This is a genomic window from Candidatus Pelagibacter ubique HTCC8051 (genome assembly GCF_000472605.1).
Classification (GTDB): Bacteria; Pseudomonadota; Alphaproteobacteria; order Pelagibacterales; family Pelagibacteraceae; genus Pelagibacter; species Pelagibacter communis_B.
This window is the reverse complement of sequence record NZ_KI421440.1, coordinates 1307442-1327884: the sequence shown is the minus strand read 5'-3', so window position 1 is coordinate 1327884 and position 20443 is coordinate 1307442. Positions and strand designations below refer to the sequence as shown.

26 protein-coding genes are annotated in these 20443 nt (G+C 27.5%); 11 read left to right on the top strand and 15 right to left on the bottom strand.

Annotation, left to right across the window (positions count from 1 at the left end):
- Positions 1–15 precede the first annotated feature (15 nt).
- The gene (locus tag F754_RS0107150) at positions 16–2097 is read left to right on the top strand and encodes a DNA translocase FtsK (RefSeq protein WP_023649234.1); all 2082 of its coding nucleotides are present in this window, start codon (positions 16–18) and stop codon (positions 2095–2097) included.
- Entirely contained in the window at positions 2097–2642 is a 546-nt protein-coding gene (locus F754_RS0107145) for an outer-membrane lipoprotein carrier protein LolA (RefSeq protein WP_023649233.1), read from the top strand. The genes F754_RS0107150 and F754_RS0107145 overlap by 1 nt, the downstream gene beginning before the upstream one ends.
- Here the strand turns inward: F754_RS0107145 and F754_RS0107140 are convergent.
- Genes F754_RS0107140 through hisB form a run of 7 tightly spaced genes read right to left on the bottom strand, consistent with a single transcriptional unit; the run spans position 2639 to position 6472 of the window.
- Positions 2639–3142: a GNAT family N-acetyltransferase gene (locus tag F754_RS0107140; RefSeq protein WP_023649232.1), complete on the bottom strand. Its 504-nt coding sequence runs from the start codon at positions 3140–3142 to the stop codon at positions 2639–2641. The two genes, F754_RS0107145 and F754_RS0107140, sit on opposite strands and share 4 nt — an antisense overlap.
- A complete protein-coding gene (locus F754_RS0107135) occupies positions 3139–3504 on the bottom strand; it encodes a histidine triad nucleotide-binding protein (RefSeq protein WP_023649231.1) in 366 nt (121 codons plus the stop codon). The genes F754_RS0107140 and F754_RS0107135 overlap by 4 nt, the downstream gene beginning before the upstream one ends.
- Entirely contained in the window at positions 3501–3773 is a 273-nt protein-coding gene (gene hisE, locus F754_RS0107130; protein ID WP_023649230.1) for a phosphoribosyl-ATP diphosphatase, read from the bottom strand. The genes F754_RS0107135 and hisE overlap by 4 nt, the downstream gene beginning before the upstream one ends.
- Position 3774: 1 nt before the next feature.
- Positions 3775–4530 (bottom strand): imidazole glycerol phosphate synthase subunit HisF, encoded by a 756-nt coding sequence (gene hisF, locus F754_RS0107125; protein ID WP_023649229.1) that lies wholly within the window; start codon positions 4528–4530, stop codon positions 3775–3777.
- Entirely contained in the window at positions 4523–5248 is a 726-nt protein-coding gene (gene hisA, locus F754_RS0107120) for a 1-(5-phosphoribosyl)-5-[(5-phosphoribosylamino)methylideneamino]imidazole-4-carboxamide isomerase (protein ID WP_023649228.1), read from the bottom strand. Before hisA ends, hisF begins: the two co-directional genes overlap by 8 nt.
- A gap of 1 nt (position 5249) precedes the next feature.
- Positions 5250–5876 (bottom strand): imidazole glycerol phosphate synthase subunit HisH, encoded by a 627-nt coding sequence (hisH, locus tag F754_RS0107115; RefSeq protein WP_023649227.1) that lies wholly within the window; start codon positions 5874–5876, stop codon positions 5250–5252.
- A 5-nt stretch (positions 5877–5881) separates the two neighbouring features.
- A complete protein-coding gene (gene hisB, locus F754_RS0107110; RefSeq protein ID WP_023649226.1) occupies positions 5882–6472 on the bottom strand; it encodes an imidazoleglycerol-phosphate dehydratase HisB in 591 nt (196 codons plus the stop codon).
- 88 nt (positions 6473–6560) lie between these two features.
- Here hisB and hslV point away from each other — a divergent pair, with 88 nt between their 5' ends.
- Both hslV and hslU read left to right on the top strand, forming a co-directional pair.
- Positions 6561–7076 carry an ATP-dependent protease subunit HslV gene (gene hslV / locus F754_RS0107105; RefSeq protein WP_023649225.1) on the top strand — a complete coding sequence of 172 codons (516 nt, stop codon included), beginning with the start codon at positions 6561–6563 and terminating at the stop codon, positions 7074–7076.
- 65 nt (positions 7077–7141) lie between these two features.
- Positions 7142–8449, top strand: a complete 1308-nt coding sequence (gene hslU, locus F754_RS0107100) for an ATP-dependent protease ATPase subunit HslU (RefSeq protein ID WP_023649224.1) — start codon at positions 7142–7144, stop codon at positions 8447–8449.
- A 7-nt stretch (positions 8450–8456) separates the two neighbouring features.
- On the opposite strand, the gene F754_RS0107095 is transcribed toward hslU, so the two are convergent.
- Genes F754_RS0107095 through F754_RS0107085 form a run of 3 tightly spaced genes read right to left on the bottom strand, consistent with a single transcriptional unit; the run spans position 8457 to position 10282 of the window.
- A complete protein-coding gene (locus F754_RS0107095) occupies positions 8457–9278 on the bottom strand; it encodes a sulfotransferase domain-containing protein (protein WP_023649223.1) in 822 nt (273 codons plus the stop codon).
- Positions 9275–9685 (bottom strand): Smr/MutS family protein, encoded by a 411-nt coding sequence (locus F754_RS0107090; RefSeq protein ID WP_023649222.1) that lies wholly within the window; start codon positions 9683–9685, stop codon positions 9275–9277. The genes F754_RS0107095 and F754_RS0107090 overlap by 4 nt, the downstream gene beginning before the upstream one ends.
- On the bottom strand, positions 9686–10282 hold the full coding sequence (locus F754_RS0107085; RefSeq protein WP_023649221.1) for a Tim44/TimA family putative adaptor protein: 597 nt from the start codon (positions 10280–10282) through the stop codon (positions 9686–9688).
- 58 nt (positions 10283–10340) lie between these two features.
- Here F754_RS0107085 and F754_RS0107080 point away from each other — a divergent pair, with 58 nt between their 5' ends.
- Positions 10341–10766, top strand: coding sequence for an FxsA family protein (locus F754_RS0107080; protein WP_023649220.1), 426 nt, complete (start codon positions 10341–10343; stop codon positions 10764–10766).
- The gene (locus F754_RS0107075; protein ID WP_023649219.1) at positions 10750–11172 is read left to right on the top strand and encodes a protein-export chaperone SecB; all 423 of its coding nucleotides are present in this window, start codon (positions 10750–10752) and stop codon (positions 11170–11172) included. Before F754_RS0107080 ends, F754_RS0107075 begins: the two co-directional genes overlap by 17 nt.
- Here F754_RS0107075 and dnaQ read toward each other — a convergent pair.
- The 5 genes from dnaQ to F754_RS0107050 are packed head-to-tail and all read right to left on the bottom strand — an operon-like array spanning position 11165 to position 14592.
- Positions 11165–11830 carry a DNA polymerase III subunit epsilon gene (dnaQ, locus tag F754_RS0107070; RefSeq protein ID WP_023649218.1) on the bottom strand — a complete coding sequence of 222 codons (666 nt, stop codon included), beginning with the start codon at positions 11828–11830 and terminating at the stop codon, positions 11165–11167. The two genes, F754_RS0107075 and dnaQ, sit on opposite strands and share 8 nt — an antisense overlap.
- Positions 11831–12400, bottom strand: a complete 570-nt coding sequence (gene coaE, locus F754_RS0107065; RefSeq protein WP_023649217.1) for a dephospho-CoA kinase — start codon at positions 12398–12400, stop codon at positions 11831–11833.
- On the bottom strand, positions 12397–13191 hold the full coding sequence (gene aroE, locus F754_RS0107060) for a shikimate dehydrogenase (protein WP_023649216.1): 795 nt from the start codon (positions 13189–13191) through the stop codon (positions 12397–12399). The genes coaE and aroE overlap by 4 nt, the downstream gene beginning before the upstream one ends.
- The gene (gene maf, locus F754_RS0107055; RefSeq protein WP_023649215.1) at positions 13188–13775 is read right to left on the bottom strand and encodes a Maf family protein; all 588 of its coding nucleotides are present in this window, start codon (positions 13773–13775) and stop codon (positions 13188–13190) included. Before maf ends, aroE begins: the two co-directional genes overlap by 4 nt.
- Positions 13765–14592: a kinase/pyrophosphorylase gene (locus tag F754_RS0107050; RefSeq protein ID WP_023649214.1), complete on the bottom strand. Its 828-nt coding sequence runs from the start codon at positions 14590–14592 to the stop codon at positions 13765–13767. The genes maf and F754_RS0107050 overlap by 11 nt, the downstream gene beginning before the upstream one ends.
- Positions 14593–14864: 272 nt before the next feature.
- Here F754_RS0107050 and F754_RS0107045 point away from each other — a divergent pair, with 272 nt between their 5' ends.
- From F754_RS0107045 to F754_RS07670, 5 genes are all read left to right on the top strand, one after another.
- Complete coding sequence (locus tag F754_RS0107045; protein ID WP_023649213.1) at positions 14865–15869, top strand: uroporphyrinogen decarboxylase; 1005 nt, start codon at positions 14865–14867, stop codon at positions 15867–15869.
- Positions 15866–16900, top strand: coding sequence for a ferrochelatase (locus tag F754_RS0107040; RefSeq protein WP_023649212.1), 1035 nt, complete (start codon positions 15866–15868; stop codon positions 16898–16900). Before F754_RS0107045 ends, F754_RS0107040 begins: the two co-directional genes overlap by 4 nt.
- Positions 16893–17327 (top strand): protoporphyrinogen oxidase HemJ, encoded by a 435-nt coding sequence (gene hemJ / locus F754_RS0107035; protein ID WP_023649211.1) that lies wholly within the window; start codon positions 16893–16895, stop codon positions 17325–17327. The genes F754_RS0107040 and hemJ overlap by 8 nt, the downstream gene beginning before the upstream one ends.
- Before the next feature lie 64 nt (positions 17328–17391).
- On the top strand, positions 17392–18660 hold the full coding sequence (gene rho, locus F754_RS0107030; RefSeq protein WP_023649210.1) for a transcription termination factor Rho: 1269 nt from the start codon (positions 17392–17394) through the stop codon (positions 18658–18660).
- Positions 18661–18714: 54 nt separating this feature from the next.
- On the top strand, positions 18715–20388 hold the full coding sequence (locus F754_RS07670; protein ID WP_023649209.1) for a peptide transporter: 1674 nt from the start codon (positions 18715–18717) through the stop codon (positions 20386–20388).
- Positions 20389–20443 lie beyond the last annotated feature (55 nt).

The following is a 20443-nucleotide window of genomic DNA, read 5'->3' as shown; positions in this document are numbered from 1 at the left end:
AATTGATTCATTTATATGAACATAAAAAAAACAGCGTATCTATTACTTAATTTCACAATTAAAAGGTTAGCAGAAATTTTTGGTATTATCATTTTTTTTACAGGTATTATACTTTTGATATCTCTATCAACATATTCCCCTGAAGATCCTAATTTTATTTTTCCAGATAATACTAAAATTAATAATGCACTGGGTTTTCAAGGAAGTTTTTTATCTGATTTATTTTTACAATCAATAGGACTAGTTGCATATTTATTCTCAATTACTTTAATTATAACCGGAATTAACATTTTTAGAACTAAAGAGTTTTTTTTAATTATAGAAAATATTTTTTTTGTTATCCTTTATATTATTTTTGGTACTTTTTTTCTTACCTATTTTTATTCAGAGAATTTTGTGCTCTATATAAATGGTAATGGTGGATTTGTTGGAAGTTATTTAAATCTTACTTTTTTAAATTCTTTGATAAAAACCAATGAACATATATTTTATTATATATTAATCTTGTTAATCTTATTTTTATTTTTAATTAGTATTAATTTTAATGTAAAAAGTTTTTTTATTAACTTAAAAAAAATTATTTCTTTCTTTTCAAAAGATCAAAGAAACTATACTGATAGAAGTGAAGTAATTAATGAGTATATTCCACAAGATGAAATTAAAAATCTTATTCAAGAGGATTTGCCATTTATTAAAAGTGAAAATAAGTCAGAAACGAAAATAAAATTTAAATTACCAAATCTTGATTTATTAAAGATTCCAACAAAAAAGGAGAGAGAAAATTTTGAAAAAAATGAAACTCACGATCCAGAATTTTTAGAAAAAATACTGATGGATTTTGGAGTTAGTGGTAATATAAAAAAGGTTAGTCATGGCCCAGTGGTTACTCTTAATGAGTTTGAGCCTGCAGCTGGAGTAAAAGTTTCTAAAATAATAAACCTATCAGATGATATAGCAAGAAATACAAGTTCAGAGTCAGCAAGAATAGCTACGATACCTGGAAGCAATACTATTGGGATAGAACTTCCAAAAAATATAAGAGAAAATGTTTATTTAAGCGAAATTTTAGCTAACGCAGACTTTAAGAAAAAAGAAATTAAATTACCTATAGCTCTTGGTAAAAATATTTCTGGTAAGCCAGTTGTTGGAGACTTAGCTTCTATGCCTCACCTACTTATTGCTGGAACTACAGGATCTGGAAAATCAGTTTGTATTAATACAATTATTTTATCTCTTCTTTATCGACATACCCCAGATAAATGTAAATTTATTTTAATTGACCCAAAAATGCTTGAACTATCAACATACGAGGGCATTCCACATCTACTGTGTCCAGTAATTACTGAAGCCAAAAAAGCAGCCTCAGTTTTAGGTTGGGTGGTGAAAGAAATGGAAAGCAGATATAGATTAATGACAAAAGAAGGTGTCAGAAACATCGATGGATACAATGCTAAACATAAACTTCCCATGCCTTATATAGTAGTCGTTGTTGATGAAATGTCTGATTTGATGTTAGTAGCTGGTAAAGAAATTGAAAATTATATTCAAAAACTCTCTCAAATGGCTAGAGCAGCAGGAATTCATATAATAATGGCAACTCAAAGACCAAGTGTTGATGTTATTACGGGTACTATTAAAGCTAATTTTCCTACCAGGATATCATTTCAAGTTACCTCAAAAATAGATAGTAGAACTATTCTTGGAGAACAAGGAGCTGAACAACTTCTAGGTAAAGGAGACATGCTTTATATGTCCTCTGCTAATAGAATAATAAGAATACATGCGCCCTTTGTATCAGATAATGAAATTGAAAAAATTAACAATTCTTTAAGAGCTCAAGCTGAACCAGATTATATTGATGAAATTTTAAACTTTGCTGATGAGAAAGAAATTGGAGATAATCAAAACCAAGGTGATAAAGATGAGCTATATCAACAAGCATTAGAAATTATACGTTCAGAGGGAAAAGCATCTACTTCTTTTTTACAAAGAAAACTTCAAATTGGTTACAATAGAGCAGCTAGAATTATTGATATGATGGAAGCTGATGGAGTTGTCAGTAAGGCAAACCATGTTGGTAAAAGAGATGTGCTTTAATGTTTAAATATTTTTTTATTTTATTTTTTTCTATCATGGTTTCCAACACTCAAGCAAGTGATAAAGATAAGATAATAGAAAAATTGCAAAATACTGAAAATCTAAATTTCAAGTTTGAACAAAATATAAATGGAAAAATAGAAAATGGAAATTGTACAATTCAATATCCTAAGAAAATATATTGTAAATATAAAAAAAATAATAAGATCCTAGTTTCTAATGGTAAATCATTAGTAATTAAAACTAGAACTAGCTTTTATAGATACCCCTTAAACAAAACACCACTAAATTTAATATTAGATAAAAAATTTTTAATCGGAAAAATATATAATTTAGAAGAAAAAAAATTAGATAAAACCCATATAAATTTTATAATAGAAGAAAATGATAATAAGATAAATATTTTTTTTGATAACAAAACATTTAATTTAATTGGTTGGCAGACGAAAGATATTTATCAAAATGTTAATGTTACTTATCTTTCCTCTATTCAATTAAATCAACAAGTTGATAAAAAATTATTTAAATTACCTACACAAAACTAAATTCTTATAGTTTCAGTTTTAAATATTCTCATACCTCTAGCAATATAATTATTCAAAGCATATTTATGATCCAAAGAGCATGTATGAAGCCAAACTCTATTAATATTTGTATCAAAAGATTTTTTAATTGCTTGAGATAATAAATATGATCCAAGCTTTTTATTTTGAAATTCTTCTAACAAACCAAAATAAGCAATTTCAACTTCTTTTTTTTCACTATGAAAAATCAATTCAAAGAAACCGGCTAAATCATTTTTATATTTAAATACATATGTTTTGACATTTTCACTAGAAGTATAATCTATCCATTGATTTTCTGTCCAAATCAATCGATCAATCCATTTATGTTTTTTTCCAATATTTTTATAAAAAAATTTATTTAATTGAAAATTAATTGGCTTTAATAAATTTAAAGAATAATCTTCAGAAGGATCAACAACTTCATTCAGATCTTGAATTGAGTTTATTTGTAAATAATTTCTTTGAACTTCTTGAGTCACTCAACCATTTTTCCAACTTTTTCACCTCCAAATAAATGAAAATGTAAGTGTGGAACCTCTTGACCACCATCATTGCTTATATTTGAGAGTGCTCTGTAACCATTACCTACTTCTGTTGAAATGCCTAGCTTTTTAGCTACCATATTTATACCCTTCAGTAACCCAACCATCTCTTCTGGAGAGGCATTTGAACTAAAATCATCTAGATCAACATATTTTCCTTTTGGAATGATTAAAGCATGAATTTTTTTTTGAGGATTGATATCATAAAAAGATAAAACAAAATCATCTTCATAAATTTTATTACAAGGTATCTCTCCTTTTAAAATTTTTGCGAAGATATTATTATTGTCATAGCTCATTTTTTTCTTTTTTCTAACTCCAACATTACTTCTTCAATTTTTACTTCATTCGCTTCGAGGTACATTAACAAATGGTAAAATACGTCTGCAGCTTCATGAATTATATTAGAATTTTCCTCTACTGCCTCAATCAACTCATCAACTTCTTCTAAAACTTTTGCTTTACTTAACAGTTTATCAGAAAGTAGTTTATTTGTATAAGATCCATCAACTGGGACTGATTTTCTTTCTCGAGCGAGTTTGATTAAGTTTTCTAATGTATCAAGCATATTAAATTCTAACAGGAATTCCTTTTGAATCCAAATATTCCTTAGCCTCTTTTACTGAATGTTTTCCATAATGAAATATAGATGCAGCTAAAACTGCACTAGCATTTCCCAATTTAATTCCATCTACCAAGTGATCCAAATTACCAACACCACCAGATGCAATTACTGGAATATTTACTTTTGAAGATATATTCGACATTAGCTCAATATCATAACCTACTTGAGTACCATCTCTGTCCATTGACGTTATTAATAGTTCACCTGCACCACTTTCTTCCATTTTTTTTGCAAACTCTATTGCATCTATCCCCGTATTATTTCTTCCTCCGTGAGTAAAAATTTCCCATTTATCTTGATTTTTTTTTGCATCAATTGCTACCACAATACATTGAGATCCAAATTTTTTTGAACTTTCAATTATTACCTCTGGATTTTGAACTGCTGCAGTATTGATTGAAACTTTATCTGCTCCACAATTTAATAACTTATTAATATCATCAACACTTCTAACTCCACCTCCAACAGTCAACGGAACAAAACATTTTTTAGATGTTCTATTTACCACATCATAAATAGTTTCTCTGTTTTCATTTGAAGCAGTAATATCTAAAAAACAAATTTCATCTGCCCCGCCATCTGAATAAATCTTAGCTTGCTCTACTGGATCTCCAGCATCTTTTAGATCAATGAAGTTAATACCCTTTACCACACGACCATTTTTAACGTCTAGGCAAGGTATAATTCTATTTTTAAGCATCTAATTCCTTCACTAATTCCTCTAACTTAATATCACCATCATAAATTGCTTTTCCAACTATAATACCTTCAATATTCTTGTTGTTTAATTCTTTGGCTTTTTTAATGTCATCAATTGAGGAAACTCCACCTGAGATAATCACTGGACAATTTGAAATATCAGCAACTTTCAAGGTTTCATCAAAATTAGGGCTTAGCTTCATACCATCTCGATTAATATCTGTATAAATTAATCTACTAGCACCATAGTCATTTACTTCTTTCAAATAATCCAAAGTCAACTGGTTAGAATTTTCCTTCCAGCCAGATACAGAAAGATAACCATCCTTAGCATCTAATCCTAAAGCAATTTTATTAGGAAATTTTAAACATGCTTCTTTTAGAAAATTTTTATCTTTTATAGCAGCACTTCCTAAAATAACTTTTTCTACACCAGCATCAGTATATTTATGAATATTATGAATGGTTCTAACGCCACCACCTACTTCAATTTTTAAATCAAATTTACTTACTATTTCTTGAATAATATTTAGGTTAACTGTTTCACCTGTTAAAGCTCCATCTAAATCAACTATATGTAAATTTTTAAAACCATGATCTTTATATTTACCAGCTTGTTCGACTGGTGACATTTCATATTCAGTTTTATTATCAAAGTCTCCTTTAACTAACCTCACACATTTCTTGTCTTTAATGTCTATTGCTGGAAATATTTTCATTTTATAAATTTATAAAGTTATTAATTATTTTAAGTCCCATTTTGTCACTCTTTTCAGGATGAAATTGAGTTCCAAAAATATTTTCTTTTTCAACAGAACAAACAATATTTGAAGAATAATCTGTTGTTGCTGATATCACACTTTTATCTTCAGGGATAAATTCATAACTATGAACAAAATACATATGAGAATTATTTTTTATATCTTTAAAAATTTTACTATCCTTAATTAAATTTATTTGATTCCAGCCAATATGAGGAAGCTTATATTTTCCATCTTGATTATCTATTTTTGATACTTTGCCTGGTACCCAGCCTAAGCCTTTAGTTTCTGTTTCTTCGTATCCTATATCTGCAAACATTTGTAATCCAACACAAATTCCAAGAAGAGGTTTTTTATTACTAATTACAAATTCATTCAAAGTATCTACTAAACCATTAATACTATTTAAAGCCTCAACGCAGCTCTTAAACGAACCCTGCCCTGGTAATACTACCTTATCGGTAGATTTAATCTTATTTAAATCTGAAGTAACTTCGATATTTACTTTGTCTTTAGCAACTTCACTAAACGAGTTTATTACCGAGCTGATATTGCCCGAATTATAATCAACAATTGTGATGTTCATTAAACTTATAGCGAGCCTTTAGTGGATGGAATACTTTTCTTATTTCTTGGGTCCATCTCTAATGCTTCTCTTAATGATCTTGCTAAAGCCTTATAACAAGACTCGATAATGTGGTGGCTATTGTCTCCATAAATATTTTCAACATGCATTGTAATACCTGCTGACTGAGAAAATGCTTGGAACCACTCCTTGAATAATTCAGTATCCATCTCGCCAAGTTTCTCAACTTTTAATTTTACTTTCCAAATTAAATAAGGTCTGTTTGAAACATCTATTGCAACCCTAGTTAAAGTTTCATCCATCGGAATTACTCTATGCGCATAACGTTTAATCCCAACAAATTTTTTAGCAGCTTTTTTCAAGGCCTCTCCTATTGCAATTCCTGTGTCTTCTGTTGTGTGATGGAGATCAATATGAGTATCTCCTTTTGCTTTTACTTTTAAATCAATAAGTGAATGCTTTGATAATTGCTCAAGCATATGATCTAAAAAACCAATTCCGGTATCAATTTTATATTGACCTTTCCCATCAATATTAACTTCTACATTAATACTGGTTTCTTTAGTTTTTCTGGATACTTTTCCTTTTCTAGCCATATATTCAAGAGGTATACATACATAATCCCTCTATATCAATATCAGTATAAACACTTGAAGTATCAAAAATAATTACCATTTATTAAGAATGACAACAATTGTACTAGTTAGAAAAAATAATGAAGTAGTAGTAGCTGGAGATGGACAGGTAAGTATGGGAAATACTGTAGTTAAAAGCACTGCTTCAAAAATTAGAAAAATTGAAAAAAGAGATGTAGTAGCAGGGTTTGCTGGATCAACAGCAGATGCATTGACTTTATTTGAAAGATTAGAGGCTAAAATTGAAAAACACGCCGGCAATTTATCTAGAGCTGCAGTTGAGCTGGCTAAAGATTGGCGCACAGATAAATATTTAAGAAGACTAGAGGCATTAATGGCTATTGGTGACAAAGATAATAGTTATATAATTTCAGGAACTGGGGATGTTTTAGAGCCAGAAGGTGATGTTATTGGAATTGGTTCTGGCGGTAATTATGCATTAGCAGCTGGAAAAGTTTTAATGGAAACAGATAAAAGCGCAGAGGAAATTGCAAAAAAAGCTATTAAAGTTGCCTCAGAAATTTGCGTATTTACAAATGATAATATCAAGGTTTTAAAAATATAATGGAAAACTCAAACGTAACTCCTTTGGTTCCTAAAGATAAAAACACTAAAGAAGAAAGTTCTTTAGTGAGTTCCCTCTCTCCAAGAGAAATAGTTTCTGAATTGGATAGATTCGTAGTCGGCCAAAACAAAGCCAAAAAAGCAGTTGCTGTTGCATTAAGAAATAGATGGAGAAGACAGGCACTTAAGGGTGAGATGAAAAACGAAGTTTTGCCTAAAAATATTTTGATGATTGGTCCAACTGGTGTTGGTAAAACTGAAATTTCTAGAAGACTATCAAAATTAGCGGAAGCACCATTTGTAAAAGTTGAAGCCACAAGATTTACTGAAGTTGGATACGTTGGAAGAGATGTTGAACAAATAGTAAGGGATTTGATTGAAATAGCTATTGGTATGGAAAAAATAAAAATGAGAAAAGAGGTTCATGCTCAAGCGCAAAAATCTGCTGAGGAAAAAGTTTTAGATGCCTTGGTTGGTAAAAAAGCGAGTTTAGCAACAAGGGAAAGTTTTAGAAAAAGACTGAGAAATGGTGATTTAGATGACAATGAAATTGAGATTTCTGTAAGTGATATAGGATCAAACAATACATCTTTTGAAATTCCTGGAATGCCAGGAGCAAATGTTGGCATGATCAATATTGGGGAGATGATTGGTAAATCAATGGGCAACAAAGAAAAAAAGAAAAAAATGACTGTCAAAGAGTCCCATGAAATTTTAATTAATGATGAGTCTGATAAACTCATCGAACAGGATAAAATTGTTAAGGCTGCAAAATTATCTACTGAAAATAATGGAATAGTATTTTTAGATGAAATTGATAAAATATCCGCACGAACTGATAGAGTTGGTGGAGATGTATCCCGTGAAGGTGTCCAAAGAGATTTATTGCCGTTGATAGAAGGTACAACTGTAAATACTAAACATGGTCCAATTAAAACTGATCATATATTGTTCATTGCTTCAGGAGCTTTTCAACTTGCCAAACCATCTGATTTACTTCCTGAACTTCAGGGTAGATTGCCCATAAGAGTAGAGTTAGAAGCGTTAAGTAGCGATGATTTTAAAAGAATTTTAAGAGAACCAGATTTTAGCTTAATTAAACAATACGTTGCTCTTCTAAAAACAGAAAATGTAGACCTTGAATTTTCAGATGATGGAATTGATGCAATAGCAAATATTGCTTCTGAGGTAAATACAACAGTAGAAAATATTGGCGCAAGAAGATTGCACACGATTATTGAAAAAATTTTAGATGATATTAGTTTTACTGCTACTGATCGTTCGGGTGAAAAAATTATTATAAATAAAGAATATATTAATAATAACTTAGATAATTTAGTTAAAGATACCGATCTATCAAAATTTATTCTCTAAAAATTATTTACAAATAACCAAGCTCTTCCATTTCTTTTTTAAAAGCTTTTTCTAATCTATATCTAATTTTTGAGTCTAGAGATTTTTTCCAGTTATTTTTAGGACCTAAGTTAAAGAAAGGTATTCTTTCTCCAGTTTTATCATCAATGGTAGCCTCGCCAAAACCTATTTTTTTTTCTAATTTTTGCATAACATCAAAACTTGTTGTTTTGATTACATTGTCAAATTTTTTTTTATCTAATTCAAACTTTGTATTATTTAATTTATAAATAAATTTTAATACATTTAAAAATATTAGTTTAGGATTTTCTATTAAATCTTCATATTTTATTAGCATATATCTTTTATATTCTCTAAATATTTTCCAGCTATTAAAATTATCAGACCAAGTATTTGTCCAGGTAAAACCATCGCCTGATGATTTAATCATAAATTCAGCAGCATTTTCAATCGTAGTATTACGAAACTTAGAAAATGAGCTGACAACATTTCTAGGATCTCTAACAATATAAATCACTCCCAAAGAATTATTAAAATTTGTAAAAGGATGTTGTTTATTAAAATTAAAAAGATAGCTATGTGTTTTTAAAAATTGTACTGCATTTTTCTTATTAAAAGTTTCTTGGACCTTTATATAATTCTTAATTGTTTCATTATGATTTTTTATGTCAATTCCTAATTTCATAAATAAACCACCGTGTGGAAATTGTTTTATATTTTTTATTAAACCAAAAAAGTAATTTCCATCATTTGAGAATAAATATGCTGCTAACATTGATCTCAATAATGTATTTCCACTTTTAGGATATGACGCGAGCCAAACAATCATTTTTTTTTTAGATAAATATAAAATGCTCCACTACCACCATCTTCTATTTTTGCATCTTGTATATCATTAATAATATTCATTAAATTTTTATTTTTTGAAATAAATTCTGGTACTGAATATTTTAAAATACTTAAATCTTTTGAAACATAAGGATCTTTCTCATTTTGAGAATGGATTCCTTTTCCAGTAACTATAATTAATTTGTTAGTTTTATCTTCATAAGATTTAATAATGAAATCCTCAATAGCTATATTTGCTTGCTCAAGAGTATATCCATGTAAATCTAGAGACTTTATCTTTAAAGGTATTTTTTTTTTAATTTTTAAATCTTTGTTGGGTAATGGTTCTTTATTAGAGAGAAAATTTTCCCAATCTTTCTTATCTTTATCTGAAATATTATTATTCAATTAAGTTAGAATATTAACTAGTTTCCAATTCGGGTTAATTGAGGTAACATCTCTTGAAAAAACCCAGGTATCATAAATTTTTTTTATTTTTTCAGGGTCACCAGATATAATTTTTTTATCCTTATCCTTGATACAAGTGATTACTTCAGCAATAAAATCTACTGTAACATTTAAAATTTTATCTATTTTTTTGTGTTCTTTAATAACTGCAGAATTTATACCTATAAAAGTAATTTCAGCATAATGACCTCTATCACTTCTTTTTTTTAGAGCCTCACTAAACTGATCATAGATTTCTTTGTTAAGAAGCGGCTTACTTGTTGTTATTTTGTTATCATTGTCGCTAAAATCTGTAATTATCGTTTCATACGCAATCTTAGCACCGTTTAAAAATTCTTTTTGGGATTCGTCATCAAATTTCTCATTTACTTTTGGTGTTTGATTTAAATTGATATCTTTTAAAACTTCTTTGAATTGTGGCGGAGCTTTTCCCTCAAAACCTGTTCTTTTACCAAGTATCCCTCTCAATCGTAAGAAGATAAACCCAGCGATCATTGCAAGTAGGATTATATCAATGTACTCAAAACTATAGTTCATACTTATATACTAATTACTATGTTGATTAATTTCAACCAGCAATTTAGATTAAGGACAAATGAACTCAATTTTATTATCAATAATTTTAATTCCAATTATTGAAATTTATCTGTTGATTAAAATAGGATCACAAATTGGAGCAATTACAACAATTTTACTTATATTTACAACAGCAATAGTTGGAATTTACTACGCTAAATACGAGGGTCTCAATACTCTGAGATCAGGTTTTATACAGCTAAGTAAAAATGAAGCCCCAACTTACGAAATGTTATCTGGAGCTGCAATTGCATTCGCTGCATTACTTTTAATAATTCCCGGATTTGCTACTGATATATTTGGTTTTTTAATAATTTTTCCAATAACCAGAAAATTAATTTTTACAAGTTTTGCTAAAAAATATAGTAAAAAACAAACTAGAAAAAATAATTTCATAGATGGAGATTTTGAAGATATAGAGGATGATGATGAGCGAAAATTATAAGATTTTAGGCAGATATATAAAAGATATGTCAAGTGAAACCCCTGACATCGAAACTTATGTCTTTGTTAGAGACCATATCTCTAAATATCAACTAGGTATAGATATTAGCTCCAAGGCATTGAAAGATAAGATGATAGAAATTAATACGATGATGAAATTTGAAGATAAAGAAGAAAATAAAAAGAAATCTTACTTTGAAATAAATTTCTCAACAATAATTAAAGTAGGCGAAGAAATTAAGGAAAAGAAAGATCTAGAAAAAATTATATTGTGCGATGTACAAATTAAAATTTATCCTGATTTAGAAAAATCTCTGTTAGATCTTCTTCATAATTCTGGTTATCCAGGAATAAAATTCGAAAAAAGGGTTGATTTTGAAAAGCTTTATAATCAAAGATTTAATTAAAATAATTTTTTTTTAAATTATTTTTTAAATAATCTTTGTGTTTTTTAAGTTCTTCTGGGCTAGGTTTAATAACTTTTTTAAAATAAGAGACATTAAGATTAGTTTTTTCTTCGTTTTCTTGATCATAATTTTGAAAATTTAAACTAGGTTCTTTTTGATCAATTAAATTAATATAAACTTTTGCTAATAAATCGCAGTCAATTAATGCAGTATGTTGTGTTCTTTTTGAGTTGTCGACTCTATATCTTTTACACAGCGCATCTAAGCTAACCGGAGATCCAGGAAATTTATCCCTAGCTAAAGTTAAAGTATCAATTATCTCATTAGATATTTTTTTTTTACCGAATAAAGATAATTCATTGTTTAAATGAGCCAAATCAAATTCTGCATTATGAATTACAAGTCTTTTATGTTTAATAAAATTTAAAAATTCATTTCCAATTTCACTAAATTTTTTTTGGTTAGATAAAAATTCATCTGTATAACCATGTACTTTTAGAGCTTTTTCTGACACTTTTCTCTCTGGATTTAGATAACAATGAAATCTATTTTTAGTTGGAATTAAATTCTCTAATTCGATACAACCAATTTCAACAATTCTATGTCCATCCTTGACTGAGATACCAGTTGTTTCCGTGTCTAATACTATTTCTTTCATTTATCTAATCTGTCTTAATATAGTTTTTATACCATTTTTAACTGATTTTTTTGTAAAATTATTCTTGATTATAAAATGTGATTTTTCCTTTTTATAACTAATTGGTAACTGTACAGCTTTAAATTTTTTCATTAATTCTTTATTGAAGTTTTTTCTTTTTTTTAATCTTTTTAAAATATTAAACTTAGAAGCCTGTACATACACTAATATATCGTTTTTGTTATTAATTTTATTTTCTAATAATAATGGAATATCTAAAATAACAATTTTTGAATTTTTATTTTTTTTTAAAAATAAATTCATTTTTTTTCTTATTTCGGTATGAACAATTTTAATAATCTTGTTTAAATTATTTTTATTAGCTAAAATTGCATTAGTAATTTCTATTTTATTTATAGGAAATGAATGGATATATCTTGGTAATTTTATTTTTAAATTATTAAAAACATTCTTATTTTGTTGATATAATTTTGAGACCTCGTAATCAGCATTGAAAACTGGATAACCAAAATTTTCAGACACGTAACTCTTGCCAGAACCTATATCGCCTAAAATTCCAATTTTAATCATTGGTCTAAAAGTTTAATTATATTTTCATCAACATCGGGTTTTAGTCCGTGCCAAATGTTGAAAGCTGAAAGTGCTTGATAAATGAACATTGATTTACCGTTCAAAGTTATGTTGCCTAAGCTTTTTCCAATTTTTAAAAAATTTGTCTCTATAGGATTATAAATAACATCGTAAAAAAATTTATTTTTAGAAGTTGATGATAAATCAAGATCTATTTTATCCTCTTTTTTTAAACCTAAACTTGTTGCATTAATAATCATATCAAAATTTGGAGCTTCACCCCATTCTATTATTTCTATATTCTTAAAGATTGTTTTTAAATTCTCTGCTTTATCTTTTGTTCTATTGCTTATTTTAATTTTAGAAATTTTCATTTTATTTAATGCAAAAATAATTGATGGAACAACCCCCCCAGCCCCCAATATTAAAACTTCTTTATCTTTAAGATTATATTTTGATTTTTGAATACTCATTTCGAAACCAAATATATCTGTATTGTGTCCCATTACTTTGTTGTTTCTTAAATAGATAGTGTTAACTGATTGTGTGCTCTCGGCTTCAATGCTTAATTCGTCTAGAAATGGAATAATAGCTTTTTTAAATGGTACAGTAACATTAATACCGCTTATTTTTTTTTCTTTAATTTGTAAAATATATTGCTCCAATTCATCTTCATTTAATTTCTGCTTATCATAAATTGCATCAATATTATTTTTCTTAATCCAGTAATTGTGTAATAGCGGAGATAATGAATGTTCTATGGGATTTCCTATGACTATAAATTTTTTCATTGTTGAGTTTTTAAATATTCTTTAATTTTTAATACGGGCAATCCCATTATAGTGTTTTCGTCTCCGGAAATATTTGAAAATAAATTTCTTCCTTCTCCTTCAATTTGATAAACATTATAAGCATATAACGCTTCGTCTGTTATTTTTGACAAATAATCTTTTAAATCTTCGTTTGAGAAATTTTTCATTGTAAGCTGAGCTTTATCAGTATAATTCCAAATCATTGAGCCGTTTTTTGAAATACAAACAGAGCTTATTAAGTGGTGTTTTTTCCCGTTAAGTTTTTTTAAGATTATAAAAGCGTCTTCTCTATTTTCGGGTTTTGATATCAATTCGTTGTCTAAATCTATTACACTGTCAGCACCCAAAACTAGTTGATCTTTCTGGGTTAAACTAACCTTATTAGCTTTAAGTTCAGCTAAATTTTTTGAAATAAGTTCTGGTGAAGCTAATTCTTTGATGAGGCTTTCTTTTACAACATCTTCATCAACATTTGATGGTTTAACTTCACAAGGTAAATTGTGTTTATCTAATATTTCTTTCCTGACCTTGCTTTTAGAAGCAAGAATAAGCTTATCTGACATTATTTAAATATATTTCGTGTATTTTTATTATTGAAGCAGCAGTTTCCTCTACTGATTTTCTAGTAACATCAATTGATGGCCATTTATATTTTTGAAAAGTCCTTTTTGCATCAATAATTTCTTTCTTGATATTTTCTATATTTGTATACTTTATGTTTTCAGTTTCTTTCAAAGAGGTCATTCTATTTTTTCTTAAATCAACTAAGCGTTCTGGTTCTGTGTTTAGACCTACAACACAAGTTAACTGTGGATTATCTCTAAGTTTTTTGGGTAAAGAATTTTCATTTACAAGTGGTATATTTGAAGTTTTAAATCCTTTGTTTGCAAGATAAATTGATGTGGGTGTTTTGCTCGTTCTGCTTACACCAACTAATACGATGTCTGATTTTTCTATATCACCCACTAGGTTTCCATCATCATGATTCATTGTAAATTGTATTGCTTCTATTCTCTCATAGTATTCGTCATTAAGTGCATGTTGGCCACTAGGTTCATGAGATGCCTTTTGATTAAGAATTTTTGAAAAATTTAAGATTAAATTTCCAAGGACACCAAAACAAGGGATTTTTTTTTCATCACTTACATTCGCTAAATATTTGGCTAAATTATTGTCTACGATTGTGTAAAGAATTACAGAATTTTCATTCTTTTTTGCATCTTCTAGAATTTTGAGGATTTGGTTTTGGGTTCTAGTGAAAGAATAAGAATGCACTTTATAATCAATATTTTTAAATTGAGCTTTTAAAGCTAAGAAAATTCTATCAAGCGTCTCACCAGTTGAATCAGATATAAGATAAATTTGATATGTATTACTCATGAATAAATTATTAATAAATTTGTATTATTTTAATAAAATTACTCAATTTAAATAATGGTTAATAATCATTGTAAAATAAGGGTTTTATTCACATTAACAAACATATGAATAAAATTATACAATTTATTGAATAAATATTTAAAAAGCTTCAATTTAAACAATTTAAACAATTAATAATTGTTATTAAATTGTTAATAAAATGTTAAAAAATACTTATCATCAATATTCACAATACATAATACTAATACAATAATTATATATATTATTTTAATATGACGCCACTTCACGAAGTAATAGTAAATAAAAACACTAAAATTAATCCTATATGGATTATGAGGCAAGCCGGAAGATATCTTCCTGAATTCCGAGAAATAAGAAAATTAAATCCAAATTTCATAAATTTATGCTTAAATGAAAATTTATCATCAGAAATTACACTACAACCTTTAAAAAGATTTAATTTGGATGCTGCAATAATTTTTTCAGATATTTTAATGCTTCCATATGGTTTAAATCAGAAAGTTGAATTTGAAAAAGGTTTTGGCCCTAAACTTGGCGAAGTAAATATTGATGAAATGTCTAGATTAGATGAAGTTGATTTTATTCAAAAGGTTTATCCAGTATACAAAGCAATTAAAAAAGTAAGTACCGATGATATAGTAAAAGGTAAAAATACAATAGGCTTTGTGGGTGCACCATGGACTTTACTTGTTTATATAATTAATCAACAATCTCCTAAAAAAAAATTAAAAGAAGATTTTTTCAAAAATGATTTTTTAATTAATAGAATTCTATTGATTCTAGAAAAATTTTTAAAAATACATATTAAAAATCAGATTGATAATGGAGCAAATGTAATACAAATATTTGATAGTTGGGCAGGTTTATTAGAAGAAAAAGATTTACCTAATTATATATATTCGCCCACTCTTAACTTGGTTAACTATGTAAAATCCTTAAACACTCCTGTTATTTGTTTTCCTAGAGAAATTAAAAATTATAAAGAATTTTGTGAAATTGTTAAACCAGATGCTGTTGGTATTGACTATAATATTAATCCAAAAAAAATTTTAAATGATATAAAAATTCCTATTCAAGGTGGGCTTGATCCTAAAATATTACTTACAGATAAAGAAAAATTAAAAAAAGAAACAACTAAATATCTAGATGTATTTAAAGATCATCCATATATCTTTAATTTAGGACATGGAGTTTTGCCTGAAACTGACCCTAATATGTTCGAATATTTAGTTAATACTGTAAAAGATTATCAATGAAAAAAGCAGTAATCCTTTTTAATTTAGGAGGTCCAGATAAATTAGAAAATGTGGAACCATTTTTATTTAATTTATTTAATGATCCAGCAATATTAAATTTGCCCACTATTTTAAGGTATCCTTTAGCCAAGTTAATTTCAAACAGAAGAGCCCCTACTGCAAAAAAAATATACCAAGAACTTGGTGGATCATCTCCTATTTTAAAATTAACAGAGGAACAATCGAAAGCTCTTGAATTAAAGTTGAATATTGATGATGAAAACTCAGAGTATAAGTGTTTCGTTGTTATGAGATGTTGGCATCCAAGAGCAGAGGAAGTTTTAAAAAATGTAAAAAATTTTAATCCAGACGAAATTATATTAATGCCACTATATCCTCAATACTCGGCAGCAACATCAGGTTCATCAATAAAAGAATGGAATTATATATGTAAAAAAAATAATTTTAAAATTAAAACAAGTACAATTTGTTGTTACCCCACAGATGAGAATTTCATTTTAGCTCATAAAGAAGAGATAATAAAAAAAATTGATAAACTAAAAAATTTTAAATTAATTTTTTCTGCGCATGGCTTGCCAGAAAAAAATATAAAAAAAGGTGATCCCTATCAATGGCAAGTAGAACAATCTGTGAATAAAATTGTCAAATCTCTTAATATTAAAAATCTAGATTGGATTTTAAGTTATCAAAGTCGTGTTGGACCTTTAAAATGGATTGGTCCATCCACAGAAGATATTATTATTAAAAATTCAAAATTAGGGAAACATATTATTTTAGTCCCTATAGCATTTGTATCTGAACATTCAGAAACTCTAGTTGAATTAGACATAGAATATAAAGAGTTAGCTGATAAAAATGGATGTAAAAATTATACAAGAGTTCCAGCACTGGGTACTAATGAAAATTATATAAAAGCAATGTCTGATCTAATTATTAAGAAACAAGATTATAATTTTAATGAAGAGCTTTTTCCTCCAAAAATACAATGTCCAAACAAATTTATTAAATGCCCATGTTTAAATTATGAATAGTTATCTGTTATTTAAAAGTTTACACCTGATAGCTGTTGTTTCGTGGATGGCTGGTCTTTTATATCTTCCAAGAATTTTTGTTTATCATGTTGAGAACAAAGAAAAAAAAGAAGCTACTGATATTTTTGAAGTAATGGAAAAGAAACTTTTTAATTACATAATGCGCCCTGCAATGATTTTCACCTGGATCTTTGGTTTGGTTCTTATCTATTTAAATGGGATAGAAATATTTTCTCAACTCTGGATGCAAATAAAAATTGTTCTAGTCATTCTGTTGTCAGCTTATAATGATTACCTTGGAAAATGCCTTGTATCTTTAAAAAATAATTCTAATACCAGATCATCAAAATTCTTTAGAATAATTAATGAAGTTCCTACAATAATGCTCATTTTTATAGTTTTTTTAGTTATTTTTAAGCCAATCTAGGGTTGAAATAACAATTGTAGCATATATATTAGTATCATCTTTAAAGTCCTTAAAAATTCAAATCATGAACATCCAAGAGTTAAAATTAAAATCGTCTGAACAACTTATAACTCAAGCGGAAGAGCTAGGTATTGAAAATGCTAGTACACTAAGAAAACAGGAAATTCTTTTTGCTATTTTGAAAAAAGTTGCAGAAAAAGAGGAAATTACTGGTGCTGGTGTTTTGCAACTATTGCAAGACGGATTTGGTTTTTTAAGAGCAATGGAGTCAAACTATTTACCTGGACCAGATGATATTTATGTTAGCCCAAGTCAAATTAGAAAATTTGGTTTAAGAACAGGAGATACTGTTGAAGGACCAGTTAGAGCTCCTAAAGAAGGTGAGAGATATTTTGCGCTACTCCAAGTTAGTAAAATAAATTTTGAAGAACCAGAAAAAGCAAGACATAAAATTGCGTTTGATAACTTAACACCTCTTTATCCAGATCAACAAATGGTCATGGAGGTAGAGACAACAAAAATTGAAAAAAAACCAGATTTAACGCCTAGATTAATTGATTTAGTAAGCCCAATTGGAAAAGGGCAAAGATCTATTATTATCTCACCACCAAAGGCTGGTAAAACAATGATCTTACAAAGTATTGCAAACTCAATTGCTAAGAATTATCCAAAAAGTTATTTGATGGTTTTATTAATCGATGAACGTCCTGAGGAAGTTACAGATATGCAAAGAACTGTTAAGGGTGAAGTTATTAGCTCTACTTTTGATGAGCCAGCACAACGCCATGTTGCTGTTGCCGAGATGGTTATTGAAAAAGCAAAAAGATTAACAGAACATAAAAAGGATGTTGTTATATTATTGGATTCGATAACAAGATTGGGAAGAGCTTATAATGCAGTGATACCTAGCTCAGGAAAAGTTTTAACTGGTGGTGTAGATGCGAATGCTCTTCAAAGACCAAAAAGGTTTTTTGGTGCAGCAAGAAATATTGAAGAAGGTGGATCTTTAACAATTATCTCAACCGCTTTAATTGATACTGGTAGTAGAATGGATGAGGTAATTTTTGAAGAATTTAAAGGAACAGGAAATAGCGAGACTGTTTTAGATAGAAAAATTGCTGACAAGAGAATTTATCCTGCAATCGATATCACTAAATCTGGAACCAGAAGAGAAGAATTATTATTTGATAAAAATGATCTTCAAAAAATGAATGTTTTAAGAAGAATAATTGCCCCAATGGGAACAATGGATGCTATCGAGTTTATTAGTTCTAAACTCAAAGATACAAAAAATAATGCTGAGTTTTTCAATTCAATGAACAAACCTGCCTAAAAGAACTATATTTTTTTACTCTTACTTCTTTTATAATAAATAAACTAATTAGTTATGGATGAAAAACTTTTAAAGTTATCAAGTTTATTTAAAGAAAAAAAATATGATGAGTTAATTTTTTTTATACAATCTTCATTTCAAAATAAATCATCACAAATATTAAACCTTTTAGGAGTTGCTAGGTTATTTAATAATAAAGATAAAAGCTCTTTAATTTTAGCACTTTCTGATTTTAAACAGGCTTATTTAAAGGAAAAAACAACAAATTTTGCTCTAGAAGCATTAATTAATTTTATTAATACATCAGTTGATTTGTATACTTTACAAAGCCCCCTGGAAGATACATTTAATGATTCATCAATTTTTTTAAATCAAACCAATGATTTATTTGAAGAAGCAGAAATTACTTTTGGATATAATGAAAAATTAGTTTCATCAATTTTAAGAGTTTATCAATACCAAGGAAATTTAAATAAAACATTGTTTTATTTAAAAAAACAATTTGAAAAAGGTGATTTAGATTTAAGTAGATTTGCTTTGTGGATCTTTTTTAACAATTATAAGAAGAGTTGGACACAAGTAGAATTTTTAAAATATTCAAAATTATTTTCAGATAAAATTGAAAATTTTAACCCAAGTAACTTGATAGAATTAAACAAAAAAAAAAATAGTAAAATTAGGATAGGCTTTTTATCTTCTGAAATTTTAAAGAAACATTCAATTACTTATTTTTTAGAAACAATATTCAATAATTATAATAAAGATAAATTTGAAATTTATTTATATTTAGATAATTCAATAGAAGATGCGAATACCAATGAATTTAAAAGTCTAGCAAAAAAATCTATAAATATTTCTAATTTAGAAGATATTGAAGCTTTCAATTTAATTAGAAGGGATAGTATTGATATAATGTTTGATATTACTGGTGTGACTTCATTTAATAGAGTTTCTTTATTTAAAAATAGATTGGCACCAAAACAAATCTCTTGGCTGGGATATTGCAATACATCGGGTTTAGATAATATGGATTATTTAATTGCTGATAAAAATTTAATTTATGAAGAAGAGAGAAAATGTTATTCTGAGAAAATAATATATCTGCCAAATATTTGGAATTGTCATTCTGGGCTTAATTCAGTTAGATCTCAGTCAGATACCCCATGTATAAAAGAAAAAAATATAACCTTTGGTTCATTCAATAATTTTAACAAAATAAATGATAGAGTTATTTACGTATGGTCTCAAATTTTATTGAAAGTTAAAAATTCTAAATTAATTTTAAAATCTTCATTAAAAATCGATAAGAGTTTTTTAAAAAAAGAATTTAAAAAATATGGGGTAATTGACTCCATTATATTTCTAGAAAAAAGAAAATTAGAAAGTCACTATAATTTATATAAAAAGATAGATATTGCCTTAGATACATTTCCATATAATGGTGTAACAACAACATTTGAAGCACTTTCTATGGGTGTTCCCGTTATAACCATGAAAGGATATAATTTTAATTCACGATGCGGAGAATCAATTATTAAAAATTTAGGTATAGAAAATCTAATAGGTAACAATGAAGAGGATTATATCTTAAAGGCGCAAAATATTGCAGATGATCAGGAAGAATTATCAAAATTGAGAAAAAAAATATTTAGCACATCATATGAGACACCTTTATTTAATACTAAAAAATTTTCTCAAGATTTTTTTAGTATTTTAGAAAAAATTTAATTTTATAAATATTAAAAAAATTACTTAATTTGTTAAGTAAGTTATTTTAATTATT